General features: G+C 36.5%; 22 protein-coding genes and 1 riboswitch. Of the genes, 14 read left to right on the plus strand and 8 right to left on the minus strand.

The window, feature by feature from the left end:
- The first annotated feature begins 143 nt into the window (after window positions 1–143).
- Complete coding sequence (gene purD / locus DN408_RS23775; RefSeq protein ID WP_002124874.1) at window positions 144–1415, plus strand: phosphoribosylamine--glycine ligase; 1272 nt, start codon at window positions 144–146, stop codon at window positions 1413–1415.
- A gap of 35 nt (window positions 1416–1450) precedes the next feature.
- Here purD and DN408_RS23780 read toward each other — a convergent pair whose 3' ends face one another.
- The 3 genes from DN408_RS23780 to DN408_RS23790 form a co-directional block, all read right to left on the minus strand.
- Window positions 1451–1615 (minus strand): type II toxin-antitoxin system antitoxin, encoded by a 165-nt coding sequence (locus tag DN408_RS23780; protein ID WP_002063556.1) that lies wholly within the window; start codon window positions 1613–1615, stop codon window positions 1451–1453.
- A gap of 15 nt (window positions 1616–1630) precedes the next feature.
- Complete coding sequence (locus tag DN408_RS23785) at window positions 1631–2476, minus strand: SPFH domain-containing protein (RefSeq protein WP_002063557.1); 846 nt, start codon at window positions 2474–2476, stop codon at window positions 1631–1633.
- A 220-nt stretch (window positions 2477–2696) separates the two neighbouring features.
- The gene (locus DN408_RS23790) at window positions 2697–3080 is read right to left on the minus strand and encodes a YgaP family membrane protein (protein WP_002124877.1); all 384 of its coding nucleotides are present in this window, start codon (window positions 3078–3080) and stop codon (window positions 2697–2699) included.
- A gap of 439 nt (window positions 3081–3519) precedes the next feature.
- On the opposite strand from DN408_RS23790, the gene pcrB reads away from it, so the two are divergent.
- The 6 genes from pcrB to pruA all read left to right on the plus strand — a co-directional run bounded on the left by pcrB (window position 3520) and on the right by pruA (window position 12257).
- Window positions 3520–4209, plus strand: a complete 690-nt coding sequence (pcrB, locus tag DN408_RS23795) for a heptaprenylglyceryl phosphate synthase (protein WP_002186803.1) — start codon at window positions 3520–3522, stop codon at window positions 4207–4209.
- A 12-nt stretch (window positions 4210–4221) separates the two neighbouring features.
- A complete protein-coding gene (gene pcrA, locus DN408_RS23800; protein WP_002169288.1) occupies window positions 4222–6453 on the plus strand; it encodes a DNA helicase PcrA in 2232 nt (743 codons plus the stop codon).
- A 15-nt stretch (window positions 6454–6468) separates the two neighbouring features.
- On the plus strand, window positions 6469–8478 hold the full coding sequence (ligA, locus tag DN408_RS23805) for an NAD-dependent DNA ligase LigA (RefSeq protein WP_002124882.1): 2010 nt from the start codon (window positions 6469–6471) through the stop codon (window positions 8476–8478).
- Between the two features lie 16 nt (window positions 8479–8494).
- The gene (locus tag DN408_RS23810) at window positions 8495–9691 is read left to right on the plus strand and encodes a CamS family sex pheromone protein (RefSeq protein ID WP_002186806.1); all 1197 of its coding nucleotides are present in this window, start codon (window positions 8495–8497) and stop codon (window positions 9689–9691) included.
- A 94-nt stretch (window positions 9692–9785) separates the two neighbouring features.
- Complete coding sequence (locus DN408_RS23815) at window positions 9786–10556, plus strand: TSUP family transporter (RefSeq protein ID WP_002029466.1); 771 nt, start codon at window positions 9786–9788, stop codon at window positions 10554–10556.
- 153 nt (window positions 10557–10709) lie between these two features.
- Complete coding sequence (gene pruA / locus DN408_RS23820; RefSeq protein WP_002124887.1) at window positions 10710–12257, plus strand: L-glutamate gamma-semialdehyde dehydrogenase; 1548 nt, start codon at window positions 10710–10712, stop codon at window positions 12255–12257.
- 312 nt (window positions 12258–12569) lie between these two features.
- Here the strand turns inward: pruA and DN408_RS23825 are convergent, their stop codons facing one another.
- Entirely contained in the window at window positions 12570–13115 is a 546-nt protein-coding gene (locus DN408_RS23825; RefSeq protein ID WP_002091344.1) for a cysteine hydrolase family protein, read from the minus strand.
- 241 nt (window positions 13116–13356) lie between these two features.
- A riboswitch (SAM riboswitch) is annotated at window positions 13357–13461 on the plus strand.
- A 125-nt stretch (window positions 13462–13586) separates the two neighbouring features.
- On the opposite strand from DN408_RS23825, the gene DN408_RS23830 reads away from it, so the two are divergent.
- From DN408_RS23830 to DN408_RS23840, 3 genes are read left to right on the plus strand one after another with little or no spacing between them, the layout of a single operon-like run.
- A complete protein-coding gene (locus DN408_RS23830; RefSeq protein WP_002010037.1) occupies window positions 13587–14606 on the plus strand; it encodes a methionine ABC transporter ATP-binding protein in 1020 nt (339 codons plus the stop codon).
- Window positions 14596–15261, plus strand: coding sequence for a methionine ABC transporter permease (locus tag DN408_RS23835; protein WP_002091343.1), 666 nt, complete (start codon window positions 14596–14598; stop codon window positions 15259–15261). Before DN408_RS23830 ends, DN408_RS23835 begins: the two co-directional genes overlap by 11 nt.
- Window positions 15262–15282: 21 nt before the next feature.
- On the plus strand, window positions 15283–16137 hold the full coding sequence (locus tag DN408_RS23840; protein ID WP_002029488.1) for a MetQ/NlpA family ABC transporter substrate-binding protein: 855 nt from the start codon (window positions 15283–15285) through the stop codon (window positions 16135–16137).
- A 167-nt stretch (window positions 16138–16304) separates the two neighbouring features.
- Here DN408_RS23840 and DN408_RS23845 read toward each other — a convergent pair whose 3' ends face one another.
- The 4 genes from DN408_RS23845 to DN408_RS23860 all read right to left on the minus strand — a co-directional run bounded on the left by DN408_RS23845 (window position 16305) and on the right by DN408_RS23860 (window position 18775).
- The gene (locus tag DN408_RS23845) at window positions 16305–16787 is read right to left on the minus strand and encodes an HXXEE domain-containing protein (RefSeq protein ID WP_002091337.1); all 483 of its coding nucleotides are present in this window, start codon (window positions 16785–16787) and stop codon (window positions 16305–16307) included.
- A gap of 63 nt (window positions 16788–16850) precedes the next feature.
- Complete coding sequence (locus DN408_RS23850; protein WP_002091335.1) at window positions 16851–17042, minus strand: DUF3926 domain-containing protein; 192 nt, start codon at window positions 17040–17042, stop codon at window positions 16851–16853.
- On the minus strand, window positions 17035–18216 hold the full coding sequence (locus tag DN408_RS23855) for an ArsA family ATPase (protein ID WP_002124897.1): 1182 nt from the start codon (window positions 18214–18216) through the stop codon (window positions 17035–17037). Before DN408_RS23855 ends, DN408_RS23850 begins: the two co-directional genes overlap by 8 nt.
- 76 nt (window positions 18217–18292) lie before the next feature.
- Window positions 18293–18775, minus strand: coding sequence for a MarR family winged helix-turn-helix transcriptional regulator (locus DN408_RS23860; protein ID WP_000942491.1), 483 nt, complete (start codon window positions 18773–18775; stop codon window positions 18293–18295).
- A 230-nt stretch (window positions 18776–19005) separates the two neighbouring features.
- Here DN408_RS23860 and DN408_RS23865 point away from each other — a divergent pair, with 230 nt between their 5' ends.
- The 4 genes from DN408_RS23865 (at window position 19006) to gatB (ending at window position 22588) form a co-directional block, all read left to right on the plus strand.
- On the plus strand, window positions 19006–19242 hold the full coding sequence (locus DN408_RS23865) for a YiaA/YiaB family inner membrane protein (RefSeq protein ID WP_002029490.1): 237 nt from the start codon (window positions 19006–19008) through the stop codon (window positions 19240–19242).
- Window positions 19243–19383: 141 nt separating this feature from the next.
- Complete coding sequence (gene gatC / locus DN408_RS23870; protein WP_000086999.1) at window positions 19384–19674, plus strand: Asp-tRNA(Asn)/Glu-tRNA(Gln) amidotransferase subunit GatC; 291 nt, start codon at window positions 19384–19386, stop codon at window positions 19672–19674.
- A 14-nt stretch (window positions 19675–19688) separates the two neighbouring features.
- On the plus strand, window positions 19689–21146 hold the full coding sequence (gene gatA, locus DN408_RS23875) for an Asp-tRNA(Asn)/Glu-tRNA(Gln) amidotransferase subunit GatA (RefSeq protein WP_002010048.1): 1458 nt from the start codon (window positions 19689–19691) through the stop codon (window positions 21144–21146).
- Window positions 21147–21160: 14 nt separating this feature from the next.
- A complete protein-coding gene (gene gatB, locus DN408_RS23880; RefSeq protein WP_002010050.1) occupies window positions 21161–22588 on the plus strand; it encodes an Asp-tRNA(Asn)/Glu-tRNA(Gln) amidotransferase subunit GatB in 1428 nt (475 codons plus the stop codon).
- The last annotated feature ends 261 nt before the right edge of the window (window positions 22589–22849 follow it).

The following is a 22849-nucleotide window of genomic DNA, read 5'->3' on the forward strand; positions in this document are numbered from 1 at the left end:
AAGCTACACTCCGTGTCCTCTTGGCGAATGCGCCTCGACCTGCTCGGTTCTCTTGATCCTCCTTTTTAAACTTTTATTGATATGAAAACAAACTAGGAGCATAGCTTCTAGTTTGTACTTATTTAATTATTGGGGGATGAAATATGAATGTTTTAGTAATTGGCCGTGGTGGACGTGAGCATGCTTTAGCTTGGAAGTTTGCACAATCTGAAAAGGTAGAAAAAATATATGTAGCGCCAGGTAATGAAGGTATGCGAGACGTTGCAACACCAGTTGATATTGATGAGAATGATTTTGATGCATTAGTCTTATTCGCAAAAGAAAACAATGTAGGCTTAACTTTCGTTGGACCAGAAATTCCACTTATGAATGGAATCGTTGATCGCTTTAAGGAAGAGGGACTTCGTGTATTTGGACCTAATAAAGCGGCTGCTGTTATTGAAGGTAGTAAAGCTTTTACGAAAGAATTGATGAAAAAGTATGATATTCCAACTGCGGCATATGAAACTTTTACAGACTATGAAGAGGCAGTAAAGTACATTCAGAAAGTTGGTGCACCGATCGTAATTAAGGCAGATGGGTTAGCTGCTGGTAAAGGTGTAACGGTAGCAATGACGCTTGAAGAGGCATTACAAGCTGTGAAAGAAATGCTACAAGATGTGAAATTCGGCGCAGCAAGCAAGAAGGTCGTTATTGAAGAGTTTTTAGATGGACAAGAATTTTCATTAATGGCATTTGTAAATGGAACAACTGTGTATCCAATGGTAATTGCTCAAGATCATAAACGAGCTTTTGATGGTGATAAAGGTCCTAATACAGGCGGAATGGGTGCATATTCCCCAGTACCACAAATTCCGGAATCAGCGGTTCAAGAAGCGATTCAAACAGTATTACATCCAACTGCTAAAGCGATGATCCAAGAAAATCGTTCGTTTACAGGAATTTTATATGCGGGGCTTATTTTAACGAATGATGGTCCAAAGGTAATTGAGTTCAATGCACGCTTTGGCGATCCTGAAACGGAAGTTGTATTACCACGCTTAGAAAATGATTTAGTTGATGTATGTAACGCTGTATTAGATGAAAGTGAATTAACGTTACAATGGTCAAAGGAAGCAGTTATTGGTGTCGTACTTGCTTCGAAAGGATATCCAGAAGCATATAAAAAAGGTGAAATTATTAACGGATTAGATGCACTGCAAGATGTAATAGTTTTCCATGCGGGTACAGCGATGAAACATGGTGACTTTGTAACAAACGGTGGCCGTGTATTATTTGTTGCTTGTAAGGCGAATAGTTTACAAGAAGCGAAAGATAAGGTCTATAAAGAAATCGGTAAAATTGAGAGTGATGGTTTATTTTACCGAAGTGATATAGGATATCGTGCAATTGGGCATGAGATGACGAAAAGCTAATATATAAAAATCCCGCTGATTTCTCAGCGGGATTTTTATGCATCTTTATTTTTTTTTAATTTTCCTTTTTGCTTTGCCATTTCTCGAAGTAAATACTCGATGTGTGCATTGACGCTACGAAACTCATCATTCGCCCATTTTTCGATGACTGCGTGTAATTCAGGATCAATACGTAATGGAAAGCTTTTCTTTTTGGCCATAATCACTTACAACCTTTAGTATAGGCTTCCTGTATTAATAACTGGTTGCGCACCTTTATCTGAAACGATGGCAACTAATAAATTGTTCACCATATTTGCTTTACGCTCGTCATCGAGTTCCAGTACGCCTTCTTCATCTAACATATGGATTGAATCTTTCGCCATCTTCACAGCACCTTCAACAATCTCTTTTCTAGCAGCTAATACTGCTTTTGCTTGTTGACGTTGGAGCATTGCATGGGCAATTTCTGTTGCGTAAGCTAAATGCGTTAAACGAGTTTCTAATACTTCTACGCCAGCGATTTCAAGGCGTGCTTCTAACTCACGCTTTAATTCTTCAGAGATTTCTTCAGTATTTCCTCGTAACGTGATACAAGTTTCATCTTGGAAATTATCATAAGGATATTTTGTAGCAACGTGGCGGATTGCTGTTTCGCTTTGAATTTCTACGAATCGATCGTAATGCTCAACACCAAACATTGCTTTTGCGGAATCAACAACTTTATATACGATAACGGCTGCAATTTCAATTGGATTGCCCTCAACATCGTTTACTTTTAATTTCTTACTGTTAAAGTTTTCAACACGTAAAGATACAGTTTGACGAAACGCGAATGGAATTGTTAAAAATAAACCATTTTGACGAATTGTTCCTAAATAACTACCGAAGAACGTAATAACTTTCGCTTGATTCGGTTGAACGATACCGATACCTGTAGCTAAAACAGATGCTAATATGAGAGCTAAAATAGCTATTACAAACATTTCTTGTACAAGGCAAAATACACCGATAGCGGCTAAAACTAAAATTCCAATAACGCCGAGAAATCCATTAACATAAAATACTTGTTTTTCTTTCATATGATCGCCTCCTTGATATAAAAATGATATCACTTTTATATCATTACATGCAAGAGGGTTACACCTAATTTTCTGAATTTTATTGTTTGATATCTTTTATGTACGTTTTAAGGGGGAAAACAAGAATGTACGTTCTGTTTCGTGGTAAAATAAAGAAGACTTAGCTGCCCACTGCAGCAGCTAAGTCCCTTTGAGAGCATCTTGCATCGTGACAAATGATTCAAAGCGGTTTTGCCAGGATTAATTCTTCAATCGCTGACTCAATCTCTTTGTCAGAAGTGTCATAACTTCCATCTGACTTTGACTTTGGCTTGTCATGACTGGAAGCTGAATTAACTTCTTCTTTATTATGTCCTTTTTCAGTGAAATTCATGCTAGGCATTTTAAATGCGCTCATATTCATATATTTTCCAAACTTACAGGCTTCAACAATAGGGCAGAAACGAACGATTCCCTCCGCAATTTTCATGGCACCAATCCATAGCAAAACTTTAGACCAAGTGCACCAAGGTTTACGTACGAGTTTAGCTGTACTACAACCGAAGAGGATGAGTCCAAGTGTAATTCGAATTAGAGCACTAATTGTGCCGATGTTTTGCTTCATTAGAAAGACACTCCTTTTTAATTAACTTCGAAATAGAAAATACTATTTCATTTGTTAGTATTCCGTATAAGTTTTTTGATATGTAATCCAACATTTGACGTTGAAAAAGATGTTGGATTGGGCGTGTGTGTAGGTAGCTTTTTTTGTTATAATGAAAGAATGCGTAAAAGGAAGTTCAAAAAGTCCGGTAAAGATAGCTGTCGCATTTCATCGTTGCATACGCCAGTCCGGTACTCATGTAGGAAAAACTACATTCCGTTCCTCCTGGCGAATGCGCCTCGATCTGCTAGGCTCTCTATATCCTCCTTTTTGAACAAATATAGTAAGGAAGTTCAAAAAGTCTGGTAAAGATATAGCAAGGAATGTAAAAAATCTTGATAAAAATTAACTGTTATTTTGAACAGAAATTATATAACTAGAGAAAAGAAAGGGTGTTTTCATGTACGATATTTCCAAATGGAAACATGTATTTAAGCTTGATCCAAATAAGGAGTTAAGTGACGAACATTTAGAAATGATTTGTGAATCTGGAACGGATGCTGTTATTGTAGGCGGAAGTGATGGAGTGACAATTGATAACGTATTACACATGCTAGTTAGCATTCGTAGATATGCAGTGCCTTGTGTGTTAGAGGTTTCTGATGTGGAGGCAATTACACCAGGATTTGATTTTTATTACATCCCAAGTGTTTTAAATAGCCGAAAAGTAGAATGGGTAACAGGTGTTCATCATGAGGCATTGAAAGAATTTGGAGATATTATGGACTGGGACGAAATTTACATGGAAGGGTATTGTGTTTTAAACCCAGAAGCGAAAGTAGCCCAGCTTACAGATACAAAATGTGATTTAACAGAAGATGATGTTATTGCATATGCGCGTTTAGCAGACAAGCTATTACATTTACCGATATTCTATTTAGAATATAGCGGGACGTATGGAGACATTGAGCTTGTTAAAAATGTAAAAGCAGAATTGAAACAAGCTAAGCTATATTATGGCGGTGGTATTTCTAATGCAGAACAAGCGAAAGAAATGGCGCAGTATGCTGATACAGTAGTTGTTGGAAATATTATTTATGATGATATAAAATCGGCATTAAAAACAGTTAAAGCAGTAAAAGGAGAGTAGGTGCAGGCGCATATGAGTACGACAGATAAGTTATTAAATGGTTTAAATCCGCAGCAACAAAAAGCAGTACAAACAACAAATGGACCACTTCTATTAATGGCAGGCGCAGGTAGTGGGAAAACACGTGTGTTAACACACCGTATTGCATATTTACTTGGTGAAAAAGGTGTGGCGCCATGGAATGTACTAGCAATTACCTTTACAAATAAAGCTGCTCGTGAAATGCGTGAGCGTATTGATAAACTTGTTGGACCAGAAGCAGAAGATATTTGGATTTCTACGTTCCACTCTATGTGTGTACGTATTTTACGACGTGATATCGATCGTATTGGTATTAATCGTAACTTTACAATCTTAGATTCAGGCGATCAGTTAACTGTAGTCAAAAAAATTATGAAAGAGCGCAATATTGATCCGAAGAAATTTGAGCCGCGCTCTATTTTAGCCGGTATTAGTAATGCGAAAAATGAACTGTTATCTGCAGATAAATATGCAAAAAAAATTACAATCGCTGACCCATATGAAAAATTAACGAGCGATGTATATACAGAATATCAAAAACGTCTTTTGAAAAATAACTCATTAGACTTTGATGATTTAATTATGACAACGATTCAGCTATTTGAACGTGTTCCAGAAGTACTAGAGTTTTATCAGCGTAAGTTCCAATATATTCACGTTGATGAGTATCAAGATACGAACAAAGCTCAGTACCTTCTTGTTAAACATTTAGCAGCACGTTTTAAAAATCTTTGCGTTGTAGGTGATTCTGATCAGTCTATTTACCGCTGGCGCGGGGCTGACATTTCTAACATTTTGTCATTCGAAAAAGACTATGAGAATGCGCAAGTTATCTTGTTAGAACAAAATTATCGTTCGTCACAAAATATTTTAAATGCAGCGAATGCTGTAATTGAAAAAAATTCAAACCGTAAACCGAAGAAATTATGGACAGACAATCAAATTGGAAGCAAAATCTCGTATTATCGTGCTGCAACTGAAAAGGACGAAGCGTATTTTGTTGCGAAAAAAATTCGTGATGATATTCAAATGGGGAAACGAAAATATACTGATTTTGCAGTGTTATATCGTACAAATGCCCAGTCTCGTATGGTCGAGGAGATTTTCCTGAAATCTAATATCCCTTACAAAATCGTCGGAGGTACTAAGTTCTACGACCGTAAAGAGATTAAAGACATTTTGGCGTACTTACGTTTAATTGGGAATCCAGATGATGAGATTAGTTTTGCACGTATTATAAACATGCCAAAGCGCGGGATTGGTGCGACTTCTATAGATAAAATTATTAATTATGGTGTGCAAAACGGAATCTCATTAACTGCTGTATTTGATGAGATTGAGCATGTTGGTGTAAGTGCAAAAATAACAAAAGCAGTAAAAGAATTCGCAAGTTTATTACACAACTGGGTAAATATGCAAGAGTATTTATCTGTTACAGAATTAGTAGAAGAAGTTATTGAGAAGACAGGCTATCGCGATATGTTGAAAAATGAGCGTTCTTTAGAAGCAGAAGGTCGTTTAGAAAACTTAGACGAGTTTTTATCTGTTACACAAACATTTGAATCCCAAAGCGAAGATAAGAGCCTTGTTGCATTCTTAACAGACTTAGCTCTTGTTGCGGATATTGATCGTGTAGATGAAGATCCAACTGCTGGTGAAGAAGTTATTTTAATGACGATGCACTCAGCAAAAGGATTAGAGTTCCCAGTTGTCTTTATTGTTGGCTTAGAGGAAGGGATATTCCCGCATACTCGTTCTCTTATGGAAGAGGATGAAATGCAAGAAGAGCGTCGTCTTGCCTATGTAGGTATTACTCGTGCAGAAGAAGAGCTATACTTATCTAATGCTCAAATGCGTACTTTATTTGGTAGAACAAGTATGAATGCAGCATCTCGATTTATTACAGAAATTCCGGCAGAATTAGTAGAACCATTAAACGAAACAGCACCGAAGCGTGAAACTTCGTTTGGTGCAAAAGGAAGAACGACAAGCGCAACTACAACACGCTCTCGTTCAGCTTTCGCGCGTCCGGCTGTTAAGACGACAGGTGGCGAGCAAATTGGCTGGGGAATAGGCGATAAAGCTGCTCACCAGAAGTGGGGAGTCGGTACAGTTGTAAGTGTAAAGGGTGAAGGAGATTCAAAAGAATTAGATATTGCGTTCCCAAGCCCAATTGGTATTAAACGTTTATTAGCAAAATTTGCACCTGTGACGAAACAATAGGAAAGGACTGAGGATATGTCAAAAGAGATAGCCAAAAAACGTATAGAAGAACTGCGTGATTTGTTAAATACATTTAACTATCAATATCACGTATTAGACAATCCTTCTGTTTCTGATGCGGAATATGACCGTGATATGCAGGAGCTTATAAAATTAGAAGCAGAGAACCCAGAGTTTATGAGTGAAGACTCTCCCTCCATTCGCGTTGGGGGGACTGTTCTTGATATATTTGAAAAGGTAACGCATAAATCACCAATGTTAAGTTTAGGAAACGCGTTTAATGAAGGAGATTTGCGTGATTTTGATCGAAGAGTACATCAGGGAATTGATGATGCGAATGTAAGATATATATGCGAATTAAAAATTGACGGACTTGCTGTTTCACTTCATTATGAAAAAGGACGCTTCATTCAAGGAGCAACACGTGGTGATGGTATAACGGGTGAAGATATTACCCAAAACTTAAAAACGATTAAAGCTATCCCGCTGCGTTTAAATGAAGAAGTAACGTTAGAAGCACGAGGCGAGGCTTATATGCCGAAGCGTTCATTCGTTAAATTAAATGAAGAAAAAGAGCAAAATGGTGAAGATGTATTTGCGAATCCACGTAATGCGGCAGCAGGATCGATACGCCAACTTGATCCGAAAATTGCAGCGAAGCGTAACTTATCTATGTTTGTGTATGGTCTTGCTAATGTAGAAGAAAAAACAATTCCATCCCACAGTGAATCACTGGATTTCTTAGGTGAGCTTGGATTTAAGACGAATCCAAATCGTCGTACATGTGAAACAATTGAAGACGTAATAGCCTATGTAGAAGAGTGGCAAGAAAAACGCCCGCATCTTGATTATGAGATTGACGGAATCGTTATAAAAGTAGACGATGTTGCTATTCAAGAAAGCTTAGGAACTACAGCAAAGAGTCCAAGATGGGCAATAGCTTATAAATTCCCAGCTGAAGAAGTTGTGACGAGATTAACAGGGATTGAATTAAGTGTCGGCCGCACAGGAGTTGTAACACCAACTGCAGAGCTGGAGCCAGTGCGAGTAGCCGGAACTATTGTCCGTCGTGCTTCTTTACATAACGAAGATTTAATTCGTGAAAAGGATATTCGAATTGGTGACTACGTTGTTGTGAAAAAGGCTGGAGATATTATTCCTGAAGTTGTGAACGTTATTTTTGATAAGCGTACTGGTGAGGAAGAAGAATATCATATGCCAACGCATTGTCCAGCATGTGAGAGTGAACTTGTTCGTTTAGAAGAAGAAGTAGCACTTCGATGTATAAATCCGACTTGCCCAGCTCAAATTCGTGAAGGATTAATCCATTTCGTTTCAAGAAATGCAATGAATATTGATGGACTTGGAGAACGTGTAATTACACAACTCTTTGATGCGGATTATATTCGTACGTTTGCTGATTTATATTCATTGACGAAAGAGCAATTATTAGAACTAGAACGTTTCGGTGAAAAATCAGCAACAAATTTAGTCCAAGCAATTGAGAATTCTAAGGAAAACTCATTAGAGCGATTATTATTCGGTCTTGGTATTCGTCATGTCGGTGCGAAAGCGGCACGTACATTTGCTGAGCATTTCGAAACGATGGATGAGCTTGTGAAAGCGACGGAAGAAGAATTAAAAACAATTAATGAGATTGGTGAAAAAATGGCTCAATCCGTTGTAACGTATTTCGATAATGAAGACGTATTAGAGCTATTACAACAATTTAAAGAGTATGGCGTGAACATGGCATACAAAGGTATGAAAATTGCTGATTTACAAAATGTTGAATCGTACTTTGCAGGAAAAACTGTCGTCTTAACAGGGAAATTAGAAGTTATGGGACGCAGTGAAGCGAAGAAGAATATTGAGGCATTAGGTGGAAAAGTAACAGGAAGTGTTAGTAAAAGTACGGATTTAGTTGTTGCTGGTGAAGCTGCTGGTTCGAAATTAGCGCAAGCAGAGAAGCACAATGTTGAAGTTTGGAATGAAGAGAGGTTCTTACAAGAGCTGAATAAGTAAGAGGTGCAAACTTACGATGAAAAAAATAGCGTTAGCGGTATTAAGTCTTAGCCTACTTGTAAGTGGGTGTAGTATGGGTTCCAATAAAGATGAAAAAGCAGTTGAGAAATCGGGGAAAGCGAAAGAACAAGCAGTTATCCCGAAATACTCGATTTCGGATGAATATTATAAGACAACGGTTAAATTTGATCCAGGTGAGGCACGTGGTTTAGTTGTACAAGGTTTAAATAGTCGTCTAGATGTAGATGAATTTGAAACAGGATTAATGCGCATTGCCAAAGAATCATTTAGTACGAAAGATTATTTCTTTAAAGGCGGAAAGGTTCTAGAGGCTCAAAATATACAAATGCTTGTAAAAAGGAAGCGTACAGATGCTGAACAAAAAGAGCTAGAGGATAAGTTGAAAAAAGATGCAGTTAAATTTCCGAATATCGGACTGAATCCAGCCTTAAGTGAAGGTTCGGAGTCACTAGAAGTGAAAAATAAAAAACATCCAATGTATATCTCAAATATTTTAGAGCATGATTACTACGTGCAAAAAGGTGGGAACGATAATGAACCTGGTGGCATTGTAGTTGGATTAGCGATGAATTCTGTTCAATATTATGAGGAAGAGCATGGTTATCCGCGTGAGGCTGCAATCCCAGATGAAAAAATGTTAGCTGAAGGGAAAAGAATGGCCCAAGAAATCTTGAAATTCATGCATCAAAAAGACGCTGCGACAAAAAATGTTCCGATAACATTTGCAATTTATCGTCAAAGTCCAAAGTCTTCGCTTGTACCAGGGAATTTTGTTTCTTATGCTAAGGTAGAAAAAGGCAGTGAAACGGTTGAGGATTGGAAGCCGATCAATGAGAAATACTATTTATTCCCGTCTGAACAAGCGAAATCGGATAATAAACGTGAAGATCTTGCGAGGGTGTCAAACTTTAAAGCAAAATTAAGTGAGTATTTCCAAGGAGATTATACAGCTGTTATCGGTACTGGAATGTATAGAGATGATGAATTAAGAGAAATGAAGCTCGATATTCCTGTCCAATTCAATGGGAAAGCTGAAGTGATTGGTTTTACACAATATGTAGCTGGACTTGTTATGGAATACTTCCCGAATTATATGAAAGTACAAGTAACAATTAAATCTGTAGAACGCCCAGAAGCAATTATTATACGTGAAGCGAAGCAAGATGAACCGTTTGTGAAAATTTTAGATTAAAGATGAGAGCTGTTCCATAAAGGAACAGCTTTTTTTCTTGAAAAATTTTGTTATAATTTTAAATGTTACAAATAAAGGGGTAAGGGGCAAAATCATGGAAGAACTAAGCTTTCAAGTCATTATTTTATTAATTGCATTCGGGTTTTTAGCAGCTTTTATTGATTCGGTTGTTGGAGGGGGAGGATTAATTTCGCTTCCTGCACTTATGTTTGTTGGTTTATCACCAGCTTCGGCAATCGCAACGAATAAATTAGCTGCAACGATGGGGACGCTTACGAGCACAATTTATTTTATTCGATCAGGTAAGGTGAATTTTCGGATTGTAGGAAAGTTAATCCCGTTAACTATTATTGGAGCAGTCGCAGGGGCTTTAGTAGTAAAGTTTATTCCGCCTGATATTTTGCGTCCACTAGTACTCGTAATGTTGGTTTTTATTGCCATTTATATTATTGCGAAAAAAGATTGGGGAAGTGCATCTACCTATAAAAAGATGACAAAAGGAAAAACATTAATGTTTTTCTTTGTTATTTTAATGATAGGATTTTATGATGGATTTTTTGGACCAGGGACAGGATCCTTTTTAATTTTTGCATTTTTATTAATTGGTTTGGATTTTATTCAAGCGGCAGCATCTGGAAAACTTTTGAACTTCGTTAGTAATATCGTATCTTTAATTACTTTTTTATTTTTAGATGTGATTCATTTTGAATACGGTATAATTATGGGCTTATCAATGATTTTAGGTGCTTATTTTGGATCGAAGTTTGCGGTTCAAAAAGGTGTTGGATATGTAAGGACTTTATTTTTATTAGTTACTATTTTATTAATCGGGAAAAATGTTTTGGAATATACTCATATTTTGTAGATTCATACGTATGTATGAATCTCTTTTTTTTATTATATTTTAAAAATTTATTAATTTTTAAAATATAAGTCTAGGAATATTTGAATAAATCTAAATTATCGTGTAGAATAATGTTGTAAAATGTAAACGTTTTTCTAAGGGGAGGCTAAAAAGATGGTAGTAGCATACAAACATGAGCCATTTACAGATTTTTCAGTAGAGGCTAACAAATTAGCGTTTGAAGAGGGTTTAAAGAAAGTAGAATCTTATCTTGGACAAGACTATCCATTAATTATCGGGGGAGAAAAAATCACTACAGAAGACAAAATTGTTTCTGTAAACCCTGCAAATAAAGAGGAACTTGTTGGTCGTGTTTCAAAAGCAAGCCGTGAATTAGCTGAAAAAGCAATGCAAGTAGCGGATGCAACATTCCAAACTTGGAGAAAGTCAAAACCAGAAATGCGTGCAGATATTTTATTCCGTGCTGCAGCAATCGTTCGTCGTAGAAAACATGAGTTCTCTGCTATTCTTGTAAAAGAAGCAGGTAAACCATGGAATGAGGCAGATGCTGATACAGCAGAAGCAATCGATTTTATGGAATATTATGCTCGTCAAATGTTGAAATTAAAAGACGGTATTCCAGTAGAAAGCCGTCCAATTGAATATAATCGTTTCTCTTACATTCCATTAGGAGTAGGTGTTATCATTTCTCCTTGGAATTTCCCATTCGCAATTATGGCAGGTATGACAACAGCTGCCGTAGTTTCTGGTAACACAGTATTACTAAAACCAGCTAGTACAACTCCTGTAGTAGCAGCGAAATTTATGGAAGTATTAGAAGAAGCTGGTTTACCAGCTGGCGTAGTAAACTTCGTTCCAGGTAATGGTTCTGAAGTTGGTGACTATTTAGTAGATCACCCTCGTACACGTTTCGTTAGCTTCACTGGATCTCGCGATGTAGGTATTCGTATTTACGAACGTGCAGCAAAAGTAAACCCAGGACAAATTTGGTTAAAACGTGTTATCGCTGAAATGGGCGGTAAAGATACAATCGTTGTTGATAAAGAGGCAGATCTTGAATTAGCAGCTAAATCTATCGTTGCATCAGCATTCGGATTCTCAGGACAAAAATGTTCTGCATGTTCTCGTGCAGTAATCCATGAAGATGTATACGATCATGTATTAAATCGTGCTGTTGAATTAACAAAAGAATTAACAGTAGGTAACCCAGATGCAAAAGATATTAACATGGGACCTGTTAATGACCAAGCTGCATTCGATAAAGTAATGAGCTATGTTGCAATTGGTAAAGAAGAAGGTAAAATCGTATCAGGTGGCGAAGGAGACGATTCTAAAGGCTGGTTCATCCAACCAACAATCGTTGCTGATGTTGCAGAAGATGCTCGCTTAATGAAAGAAGAAATCTTCGGACCAGTAGTAGCATTCTGTAAAGCAAAAGACTTTGATCATGCACTTGCAATTGCAAACAATACAGAATACGGTTTAACAGGAGCAGTTGTTACTAACAACCGTGACCATATTGAAAAAGCACGTGAAGACTTCCACGTTGGTAACTTATACTTCAACCGTGGATGTACTGGTGCAATCGTAGGTTACCAACCATTCGGTGGCTTTAACATGTCTGGTACAGACTCTAAAGCTGGTGGCCCTGATTACTTAGCGCTTCACATGCAAGCAAAAACTACTTCTGAAACTTTATAAGAAATAGTAGAAAAGATCTTCACAGACTGTGAAGATCTTTTCTTTTTGAGAAACTCTCTATAATAGAAGCTAGTTAATTTCAATCAAGAAAGGTTTCCAAATATTACTATTTTTTCTTTTGGATTAGTTAAACCTTGTTAATATCGGGATAAACATGAAAATAGAAACAAAACAGCGAGAAAAATTGACTTATTAGTCATATTTTTTAGTATTCATTTTGAGGATTTCCTGTATAATACAATTTGAAAGAAAATCTATGGTTAGACAAGAGAACACTCCTTTCGGCTTTGCTAACTGAAAGGAGTGTTTTTTTTAGGTCGCTAAAAACTCTTCTGTACTCATTATATTTGCGTATACTCCATTTAAACTCGCCAAAATTGTATTATGAATATAAACAGCTGGTATAGTAGCATTCTTAAATGAAAGATCTTTTGTAGCACAAGCATCGTGTATTACGGTACAGTGAAGACCAAAATCAAAAGCAGCTCTTACTGTAGCATCAATACACATATGGGTCATCATCCCGCATATTACGACGTGCTCAATTCCTGAACGTTGTAATTGTTCTAGAAGATCAGTTTCTCGGAAGCTATTTGGATAATGTTTAAGGATAACGGTTTCCTCTCTAAGTGGACGGACATTTTCGTGAATATGGACACCTTCTGTATTGGGTAGGAAAAAAGTAGCGCTATCTTTTATAGCTACATGTTGGATATGAAAAATAGGTTCGTTTCTTATTCTAAAATGTTGTAGTAGCTGACTAGCATATTCACTTGCTTCTACTGGATTACGTAATTCCATCATTCCGCTTGGAAAATAATCATTTTGAATGTCGACGAGCAAAAGAGCTGTTTTCATATATCTATCTTCCTCCGATTTCATATTCAAATAATGTTATTCAATGAATAGAGAAGATTCTCCTTTTTAAAAGTATGAGTGAGAAGGCTTTTACATAACTTTAAAAATCACTATTGTATTGTTACTTCTTATTTGAAAATTTAAATAGAGAAATAATTAATATTTTTCCGAAAAATGTATTGACTCTCATTATTCTGAGTTCTATAATAAGACTTAATTAAACGACAATTAAATCGATACACTCTTATCCAGAGAGGTGGAGGGACTGGCCCTACGATACCTCAGCAACGGGTTTTTTAATACCGTGCTAACTCCAGCAAGCCTATAAAGGCTTGGAAGATGAGAAGATGTGAATGAGTACATATAAAAGTGCTCTCCTTCTTATCTTTTATTACTGATAAGGAGGAGAGCACTTTTTATTTTACCTCGAAAGCTCTACTTCAAGTTTTACAGCATATAGGAGGGAAGAAAATGATTTCTTTTAACAATGTAAGTAAAGTATATGAATCAGGTGGGCAATCTGTTCATGCGGTTGAGGATGTAACGCTGTCAGTTGAAAAGGGCGAAATTTTTGGCATTATCGGATTTAGTGGTGCTGGAAAGAGTACGCTATTACGTTTAGTAAATATGTTAGAAAGACCAACTGCAGGAACAATTTCAATAGATGATAAAGATATTACATCATTATCGGCGAAAGAATTACGGACACTAAGACAAAGAATTGGTATGATTTTCCAAAGTTTCAATCTATTTAATTCAAGAACGGTGTTTGGGAACATTGCTTATCCATTAAGGTTAGCGAAATTGCCGAAGAATGAGATAAAAGAAAGAGTGAATGAACTACTAAAATTTGTTGGTTTAGAAGATAAAGCGAACTATTATCCAGAACAGTTATCAGGTGGGCAAAAGCAGCGTGTTGGGATTGCAAGAGCACTTGCGACATCACCCGATATTCTCATATGTGATGAGGCAACATCAGCTTTAGATCCGGAAACAACAACAGAAATCTTAAATTTATTAAAGAAAGTAAATAGAGAGTACAATTTAACGATTCTACTTATTACACATGAAATGCACGTTGTGAAAGAAATTTGTCACCGTGTAGCCGTTATGGAAAAAGGAAAAGTAATTGAAGAAGGAAAACTGTTTGACGTTTTCACACAACCAAAAACAAAGACAACTCAAAATTTTGTACGCTCTGTTATTAATGATCACTTACCAGAAAGTGTTCTAGCGAAAATTCAAAACGGAGGTCAGATTTATCGCCTGACTTTTACTGGGGAAGAGACAGGGCAGCCTGTACTATCATATATTGCGAAAAACTATAACGTCGATGTAAATGTTCTTTATGGAAATATTATTGAACTCCAAAATGTGCTATTTGGAAATCTTCTTGTAGAACTACAAGGTGAACAGAAAGAAATTCAAAAAGCATTACAACATCTAAGACTGCAAGTGCAGCTGAAGGAGGTAGAAGCTCATGCGAGTTGATTGGAGTATATTTTGGCCTCGCATATTAGATGCGACGGGGGATACCCTCTTAATGGTAATTGTAACCCTTATATTCGCTACAATTCTTGGTATACCTCTAGGTTTACTGTTGTATGTAACGAGAAAAGGAAATTTTTTAGAAAATAAATGGGTCTTTTCTATTCTTAATATCATAATTAATACAATTCGTCCGGTTCCATTCATTATCTTTTTAGTAGCTTTAAGCCCACTAACAAGAAGTGTTATTGGAACGACGATTGGAACGGCTGCAGCAATCTTCCCAATGACGTTAGTTGCATCAATTGGTATTGCTAGAATGGTTGAAACCAATCTTGTTTCTGTTCCGAAAGGAGTAATTGAAGCAGCACAAGCAATGGGCGCTTCACCACTTAGAATTGTTTTTGAAATCCTCGTACCAGAAGCTTTAGCACCATTGATCCTAGGTGTCACGTTTATGACGGTCGGTTTAATTGAATTTTCTGCAGTCGCAGGACTTGTCGGTGGTGGCGGTCTTGGTGACTTAGCAATGACATATGGTTATCAACGCTTCGATACGTCAGTTATGTTTGTAACGGTCGTTTTACTTATTATTCTTGTACAGGTGGCTCAAAATTTAGGGAACTACTTTGCGAAAGTCTTTTTACGCAGATCATAAAAAGGAAGAGGGGAAAAGAAAATGAAGAAAATTTTAGCATTTGCATTATCAGCGATCGTAGGAATTACAGCATTAAGCGGCTGCTCAGGTGGAGACACAGGTGCAGGAGCGAAAGAGAAAGTAGTTCGCGTCGGTGTAACTGGAACAGATGGAGACGTTTGGGAAATTTTAAAGAAAAAAGCTGAAAAAGAAGGGATTAAAATTAAACTGGTTGAGTTCTCTGATTACACAACACCCAACAAAGCGTTAGCTGATGGAGATATTGAACTAAACTCATTCCAGCACATTGCTTTCTTAGAGCAATTTAAAAAGGAGCATAAGTTAGATATTACAGCTGTTGGTACAACGCAAATTGCACCGATGGGCTTATACTCTGAAAAATATAAGAAAGCAAATGAAATCCCAGATGGTTCGGAAATTGCTATTCCGAATGATCCAACGAACCAAGCACGTGCATTAAAACTTCTTGATGCAGCTGGATTATTAAAGCTTAAGAAAGATTTTGGTCTATTTGGGGATCCAAGTGGTATCGCTGAAAATCCAAAGAAGCTAAAAGTTACACCGGTTATCGCACAGCAAACACCTCGTGTGTTAAAAGATGTAGCGGCTTCAGTTATTAATAACGGTGTTGCTGGTCAAGCTGGATTAGACCCAGCGAAGGATCCAATTTTCTTAGAAGATCCAAATAATGAAAATGCAAAGGCCTATATTAATATTTTCGCAGCTCGTACGAAAGATAAAAATGATCCAACACTGAAAAAAGTAATTGAGTTATACCATTCAAAAGAAGTAACAGATGCAATTAAGAAAGAAACAAATGATGGTTCAATTTCAGTAGATCTTTCACTTGATGAGCTTGAAAAAATCGTAAAATAATTATTGAGTTTAACGACTAACAGTAGGAACCCCTCCGCTGTTAGCTCGTTCAACATATAATCTACTTAACAAACAAAACCCTAATTCTATACCTTCTAATTTTGTATAACATAGAATCCAATGTTTGTTAAGTAGAGTGATGGACCAGGAGTTTTCCTGGTCTTTTTTTAATTAAAGCAGCTGGCTAATAATAAGGAAATCCAAATTATGATTGGGTAAGAGATTAAACTAAAAATGAGTGTACTTGCTAATTTCTTTTTAGGGATTAATAGTTTCTTTGATGAAAATAAGAAAAGAGAAAATAGGATAATGATAGATGCTGAGATTACTCCTGGATTATAAGAACGATAAATGAAATACAAGATAATATGCTGAACGGCGTTAAAGAAGATACAGCCCTGTATAAAAATGATCAAATAAATAGAAGATATGATGCTTAATTGATATAGAATGACTATGAGTAAGACGAAGGTTGTTAATATGGAAATTGCAATGAAAAATTGTTTGTTAGTTATAAAATGGATCGAAAATCGATTAGCGATATATTGTGGCATTTGGAAAGCTTCTTCAAGGTTATGAAAAAAGAATAGAAGGGGGATTAGCCAGATTGTATTAGTGGTGAAATGTCTTGTTGAAGATGTTTTTATCAACTTATATCAGCTCCAATAAAGGGATAGAAAGCCTATAAGAAAAGGCTTTCTACAAGGGTATAGTTATTCAATTATGATGCTTTTTAAATTACTCTCAGGTTGCGGTTGTTCTTCAGCATAAGAGGAGAGCTCCTCTTGCAAAATATTTAGTGCGTGCTTAGCTGATTGCTGAATCGGATTCGGTAGCTCTTCTAATATACGCATACCGATTTTTATTTTTGTACGAATTACCTTTCTTAGTAATTCATCATGCATGTACTACACCTCCAAACCGAATGTTTAGTACATCATCTTCAAACTTAGCTCCTTGAATAGAAAGGTGTGTTAATGTTTTTGGTAAGGTGATATTTCGCTTCATAGAGCCGGCTCGAATAATAAGTTCATCACCTTTTTGATTTAATGAAAGTTCACTTTTGTTTGAGAAGGGAATGGACAGAACGAAAATATACTCATCGCCATCTTTTTTTACATATTGTGTGCGGCCATTAAATTTCACTTCAGTAGGAGAGGGGTCTGATTTAAATAAAGCATTTCCTACACGCTCTAACATAGGTAAACCAACAACTTCTTGTTCAAACATGGGAGCTTCGTAAATAGGAAGTGGCTGAAAACTATCTTTAATTAACGCCTTATATTTCTTTTGTGTATCTTTCCATGCCTGAAAGTAAGGGTCGGTAACAGTGTTAGGGATGACGCGGTTAATCATAATGGCATCTACGTTATAATCGTATAAGTTTAAATAAGTAAAACTACGCTGAGCTTCTTTAATGACCATTTTTTCAGGATTTACAACAACGCGAATACTCGTTACTTCTCGGTTTGATAAAATATCTCTCATTTCTCCAAGTTGTTCAAGCGTATTCGTTAATTCGTCCATAATATCATCAGTTGGAAGGGGGACACCAAGAAGTGGTTGAGCTACAGGACGAACAACTTTTAAAATCTTCCTTTTAATAGGAAAGAGTTTTTCCATCCACCAGCCGAGCATGTCTGGAAAGCTAAGCATTGCTAAAGTTTCTCCAGTCGGTGCGCAATCAATAATGATGACGTCGTAAGTGTTGTGTTTATAGTAATCGAGTACTCGAAGTAAGCTAATTAAATCTTCCATACCAGGGAACATCGTTAATTCTTCTGTTGTAATATCATCAGCTGCTTTGGAAGTGAAGAGTAGTGTAATATATTTCTGCAATTTCCCCCAGCCTTTTTCCATTTCATAAATAGTGTTAATTTCTTGTGCCCACAAGTTTTCGCGAATTTCTAGTGGCTCAGAAGATAGTTTTATGCCAAATGAATCCCCTAAACTATGAGCAGGATCTGTACTCATTACTAATGTTTTTAATCCTTGTTTTGCACTTTGGATTGCTGTTGCTGCTGAAATGCTAGTTTTTCCAACGCCGCCTTTACCTGTATACAGAATAATTCTCATCATTAATATCCCCTTTGTTTCGAATGTCGAATATTACGATTGTCGAAATATTTAATTGAATAAAAACCCAACTAGGGTCTTATTCAATCGGAATGTTTTTCATTTTAGGTGTAGAAACCTTTTCTTCTGTTTTTTGCTGTGACGTAGCAATGTGATTCATGATCTTTTGGAATATTTGTAGTAAGAATGCTTTTTCTTCTTCTGACAATGCATCTGTCACTAGGCTAAAGTAATGGGCCGCATTTTGTTTTACTTCTTGAACGAGCATTACGCCGTTTTCTGTTAAACGAATTAATACAATGCGTCGATCGCTTTCATTCCGGTAGCGTTCAATATATCCCTTTTTTACAAGGCGATTTACAACGCCCGTTGTTGTACTCATCGGTATATCAAGAAGATCAGCAATTTTTGTCATTGTAATATCCGTATTTCGCTCCATCCAAAGTAAACAAAATACTTCTGTCTTGGAAAGTGTTAAATCAAGACTTACCCATTCTTCAGGATAGAAAAGTTTCTTGGCGTTATCTAACAGTAAGTCTAAAAAATGTTCATATTGTAACAATTATTTCCACTCCCGTATATTTCGAGGTTCGTAATATTTGTTTTTATTTTATGTGGAGTTGAAATAAATGTCAATGTTTTTAACTGTTTTTTCGGATTAGAAAGAAAATTATCTTCAAAATAGAAATTTTTTGTGATAGATTAATAAATAGAAAAATGATTTTACATAAAAAACCATTGTGATAAATATATTTATCTATAATAGGTGTACAGCTAACGAGGGGGAGAACGATGAGAAGACGAAATACGCAAGCGTTCACGTTTTTAGCATGGACTTCATTTGTTTGTGCGCTTTCAGGAATGCTAATTGGGATTTACACGTTAGATGAAACGCTTAGTGTAAAAGGGTACTATTTAATCGGAACATTATTTTTAACGATGTCTTGTTTTGTATTACAAAAAACAATTCGTGATAATGAGGAAGATAATGAAAGATTTCCGAAAAATAAATCGTTAGATAAAGAGTAAATTGTAAAGAAAGGCACTTGCCTTTCTTTTTTTATGTAAAAATGCCGTAAGTGCCGTGTGTTGACTTGCTTGAAGTACTGAAAATTTGGTATCATCAATAGTATTGTAGATTGAACGATATATTATGGAGGTGGCCTAGCCGTGTCAAGAATTTCCGTTGAGAATGTAAAGCACGTAGCACATTTAGCACGTCTTGCAATTACTGATCAAGAAGCAGAAAAATTTCAAAAACAACTAGATGCAATTGTTACATTTGCAGAACAGTTAAATGAATTAGATACAACTGATGTAAAACCAACAACTCATGTATTAACTATGAAAAATGTTATGCGTGAAGATGTGCCAGAAAAAGGTTTACCAGTAGAAGAAGTATTAAAAAATGCACCGGATCACAAAGATAATCAAATCCGTGTTCCAGCAGTATTAGAATAGAGGAGGGAATTTCGATGTCATTATTTGATCATTCTGTATCAGAGTTACATAAGAAGTTAAACAACAAAGAAATTTCCGTTACGGATTTAGTAGAAGAATCTTACAAACGTATTTCGGATGTTGAAGATAACGTAAAAGCTTTTCTTACATTAGATGAAGAAAATGCACGCGCGAAAGCGAAAGAATTAGATGCAAAGATTGGTGCTGAGGATAATGGTTTATTATTCGGTATGCCAATTGGTGTAAAAGATAACATTGTAACTAACGGTCTTCGTACAACTTGTGCGAGCAAAATATTAGCAAACTTCGATCCAATTTACGATGCGACAGTTGTACAAAAGCTAAAAGCTGCTGACACAGTTACAATCGGTAAATTAAATATGGACGAGTTCGCAATGGGTTCTTCAAATGAAAACTCAGGCTTCTACGCTACAAAAAATCCATGGAACTTAGATTACGTTCCAGGCGGATCTAGTGGTGGTTCTGCAGCAGCAGTAGCAGCAGGAGAAGTATTATTCTCTCTAGGTTCTGATACGGGTGGTTCTATCCGTCAGCCAGCTGCATATTGTGGCGTTGTAGGTTTAAAACCAACTTACGGACGCGTATCTCGTTACGGATTAGTAGCATTCGCATCTTCACTTGACCAAATCGGACCGATTACACGTACAGTAGAAGACAATGCATACTTATTACAAGCTATTTCAGGTATTGACCGTATGGATGCAACTTCTGCAAACGTTGAAGTAGGAAACTACTTAGCTGGTTTAACAGGTGATGTTAAAGGTTTACGTATTGCTGTACCGAAAGAATACTTAGGCGAAGGTGTTGGCGAAGAAGCTCGTGAGTCAGTACTAGCTGCTTTAAAAGTATTAGAAGGTATGGGCGCAACTTGGGAGGAAGTATCTCTTCCGCACTCTAAATACGCTCTAGCAACGTATTACTTATTATCTTCTTCTGAAGCATCTGCGAACCTTTCACGCTTTGATGGCGTACGTTACGGTGTTCGTTCTGATAATGTAAATAACTTATTAGATCTTTACAAAAACACACGTAGCGAAGGTTTCGGTGATGAAGTAAAACGTCGTATTATGCTTGGTACATTTGCTCTTAGCTCTGGTTACTATGATGCATATTACAAAAAAGCACAACAAGTACGTACATTAATTAAAAATGACTTTGAAAATGTATTTGCTAACTACGATGTTATTATTGGACCAACAACGCCAACTCCAGCATTTAAAGTGGGCGAAAAAGTGGACGATCCAATGACAATGTATGCAAATGACATTTTAACAATTCCAGTAAACTTAGCGGGTGTTCCAGCGATTTCTGTTCCATGTGGATTCGGTGCTAACAACATGCCACTTGGTCTACAAATCATTGGTAAACACTTCGATGAAACGACGATTTACCGCGTTGCACATGCGTTTGAGCAAGCAACAGACTATCATACAAAAAAAGCAAGTCTGTAAGGAGGCGAGCATAGATGAATTTAGAAACAATTATTGGTTTAGAGGTTCACGTTGAGTTAAAAACAAATTCGAAAATTTTCTCTGCGAGTCCAACAGAATTCGGAGCGGAGCCAAATACACAAACAAGTGTAATTGACTTAGGATACCCAGGGGTACTTCCTACTTTAAATAAGGAAGCAGTTAACTTTGCAATGAAAGCCGCAATGGCATTAAACTGTGAAATCGCAACGGAAACGAAGTTCGACCGTAAAAACTATTTCTACCCAGATAATCCGAAAGCTTACCAAATCTCTCAATTTGATAAGCCAATTGGTGAAAATGGTTGGATTGAAATCGAAGTAGACGGTAAAAAGAAACGTATCGGTATTACACGTCTTCATTTAGAAGAAGATGCTGGTAAATCAACGCATGCAGCTGACGGTTCATTAGTAGACTACAACCGTCAAGGGATGCCTTTAATCGAGATCGTATCTGAGCCAGATATGCGTACTCCAGAAGAAGCATATGCGTACTTAGAGAAGTTAAAATCAATCATTCAATATACAGGTGTATCTGATTGTAAGATGGAAGAAGGTTCTCTTCGTTGTGATGCGAATATTTCACTTCGTCCAGTTGGACAAGAGAAGTTCGGTACAAAAGCAGAACTGAAAAACTTAAACTCTTTCACTTACGTGCAAAAAGGTCTTGAGCATGAGCAAGTGCGCCAAGAAAAAGAATTATTATCTGGTGGTATCATCCAACAAGAAACACGTCGTTATGACGAAGCAACGAAGAAAACAATCTTAATGCGTATAAAAGAAGGATCTGACGATTACCGTTACTTCCCAGAGCCAGACTTAGTTGAACTTTACATCGACGATGAGTGGAAAGAAGAAATTCGTGCTTCTATTCCAGAACTTCCAGATGCACGTAAAGCTCGCTATGTTGAAGAAGTTGGCTTACCAGCTTATGATGCGCATGTATTGACATTAACGAAAGAGATGTCTGATTTCTTTGAAGCAACAGTTGCAGACGGTGCTGATGCGAAATTAACATCAAACTGGTTAATGGGTGAAGTACTTGCATACTTAAACAAACAACAAAAAGAATTAAAAGACGTTGCATTAACGCCAGCTGGCTTAGCTAAAATGGTTCAATTAATTGAAAAAGGTACAATTTCTTCTAAAATCGCGAAGAAAGTATTTAATGAATTAATTGAAAAAGGTGGAGACCCAGAAGAAATCGTTAAAGCGAAAGGTCTGGTTCAAATTTCTGACGAAGGAACACTTCGTAAGGTTGTAACAGAAATTCTTGATAATAATGAGCAATCTATTGAAGACTTTAAAAACGGTAAAGACCGTGCAATTGGCTTCTTAGTTGGTCAAATTATGAAAGCTACAAAAGGACAAGCAAATCCACCGCTTGTTAATAAAATCTTACTTGAAGAGATTAATAAGCGCTAAAAAAAGAGAAGAATTCTTATTTTTGAACGCTAAAATAGTATAGATTCTTAAAGATTAAACAGAAAAAACACCCGTATTTGGGTGTTTTTTCTGAGTTAATCAAACGTTTGTTTCAAAAGTGTGTTAAAAAAGTGAAAAATAATTTAAACAAACGTTTGATTAACTGTCAAAAGTGAAAAAATGTTTGTATAGCAACTATGGTATGATAGTTGCAAAAAGGTGGGAATAATGATAAATCTAGACATAGAGAGTTTTTCATCT

This window comes from Bacillus sp. AR13-1 (genome assembly GCF_008042285.1).
GTDB lineage: Bacteria > Bacillota > Bacilli > Bacillales > Bacillaceae_G > Bacillus_A > Bacillus_A mycoides.

What these genes read in the sequence shown, in the direction of transcription:
- purD (WP_002124874.1), top strand. Translation starts at nt 144, where the DNA reads ATGAATGTTTTAGTAATTGGCCGTGGTGGACGTGAGCATGCTTTAGCT.
- DN408_RS23780 (WP_002063556.1), bottom strand. Translation starts at nt 1,615, where the DNA reads ATGGCCAAAAAGAAAAGCTTTCCATTACGTATTGATCCTGAATTACAC.
- DN408_RS23785 (WP_002063557.1), bottom strand. Translation starts at nt 2,476, where the DNA reads ATGAAAGAAAAACAAGTATTTTATGTTAATGGATTTCTCGGCGTTATT.
- DN408_RS23790 (WP_002124877.1), bottom strand. Translation starts at nt 3,080, where the DNA reads ATGAAGCAAAACATCGGCACAATTAGTGCTCTAATTCGAATTACACTT.
- pcrB (WP_002186803.1), top strand. Translation starts at nt 3,520, where the DNA reads ATGTACGATATTTCCAAATGGAAACATGTATTTAAGCTTGATCCAAAT.
- pcrA (WP_002169288.1), top strand. Translation starts at nt 4,222, where the DNA reads ATGAGTACGACAGATAAGTTATTAAATGGTTTAAATCCGCAGCAACAA.
- ligA (WP_002124882.1), top strand. Translation starts at nt 6,469, where the DNA reads ATGTCAAAAGAGATAGCCAAAAAACGTATAGAAGAACTGCGTGATTTG.
- DN408_RS23810 (WP_002186806.1), top strand. Translation starts at nt 8,495, where the DNA reads ATGAAAAAAATAGCGTTAGCGGTATTAAGTCTTAGCCTACTTGTAAGT.
- DN408_RS23815 (WP_002029466.1), top strand. Translation starts at nt 9,786, where the DNA reads ATGGAAGAACTAAGCTTTCAAGTCATTATTTTATTAATTGCATTCGGG.
- pruA (WP_002124887.1), top strand. Translation starts at nt 10,710, where the DNA reads ATGGTAGTAGCATACAAACATGAGCCATTTACAGATTTTTCAGTAGAG.
- DN408_RS23825 (WP_002091344.1), bottom strand. Translation starts at nt 13,115, where the DNA reads ATGAAAACAGCTCTTTTGCTCGTCGACATTCAAAATGATTATTTTCCA.
- DN408_RS23830 (WP_002010037.1), top strand. Translation starts at nt 13,587, where the DNA reads ATGATTTCTTTTAACAATGTAAGTAAAGTATATGAATCAGGTGGGCAA.
- DN408_RS23835 (WP_002091343.1), top strand. Translation starts at nt 14,596, where the DNA reads ATGCGAGTTGATTGGAGTATATTTTGGCCTCGCATATTAGATGCGACG.
- DN408_RS23840 (WP_002029488.1), top strand. Translation starts at nt 15,283, where the DNA reads ATGAAGAAAATTTTAGCATTTGCATTATCAGCGATCGTAGGAATTACA.
- DN408_RS23850 (WP_002091335.1), bottom strand. Translation starts at nt 17,042, where the DNA reads ATGCATGATGAATTACTAAGAAAGGTAATTCGTACAAAAATAAAAATC.
- DN408_RS23855 (WP_002124897.1), bottom strand. Translation starts at nt 18,216, where the DNA reads ATGATGAGAATTATTCTGTATACAGGTAAAGGCGGCGTTGGAAAAACT.
- DN408_RS23865 (WP_002029490.1), top strand. Translation starts at nt 19,006, where the DNA reads ATGAGAAGACGAAATACGCAAGCGTTCACGTTTTTAGCATGGACTTCA.
- gatA (WP_002010048.1), top strand. Translation starts at nt 19,689, where the DNA reads ATGTCATTATTTGATCATTCTGTATCAGAGTTACATAAGAAGTTAAAC.
- gatB (WP_002010050.1), top strand. Translation starts at nt 21,161, where the DNA reads ATGAATTTAGAAACAATTATTGGTTTAGAGGTTCACGTTGAGTTAAAA.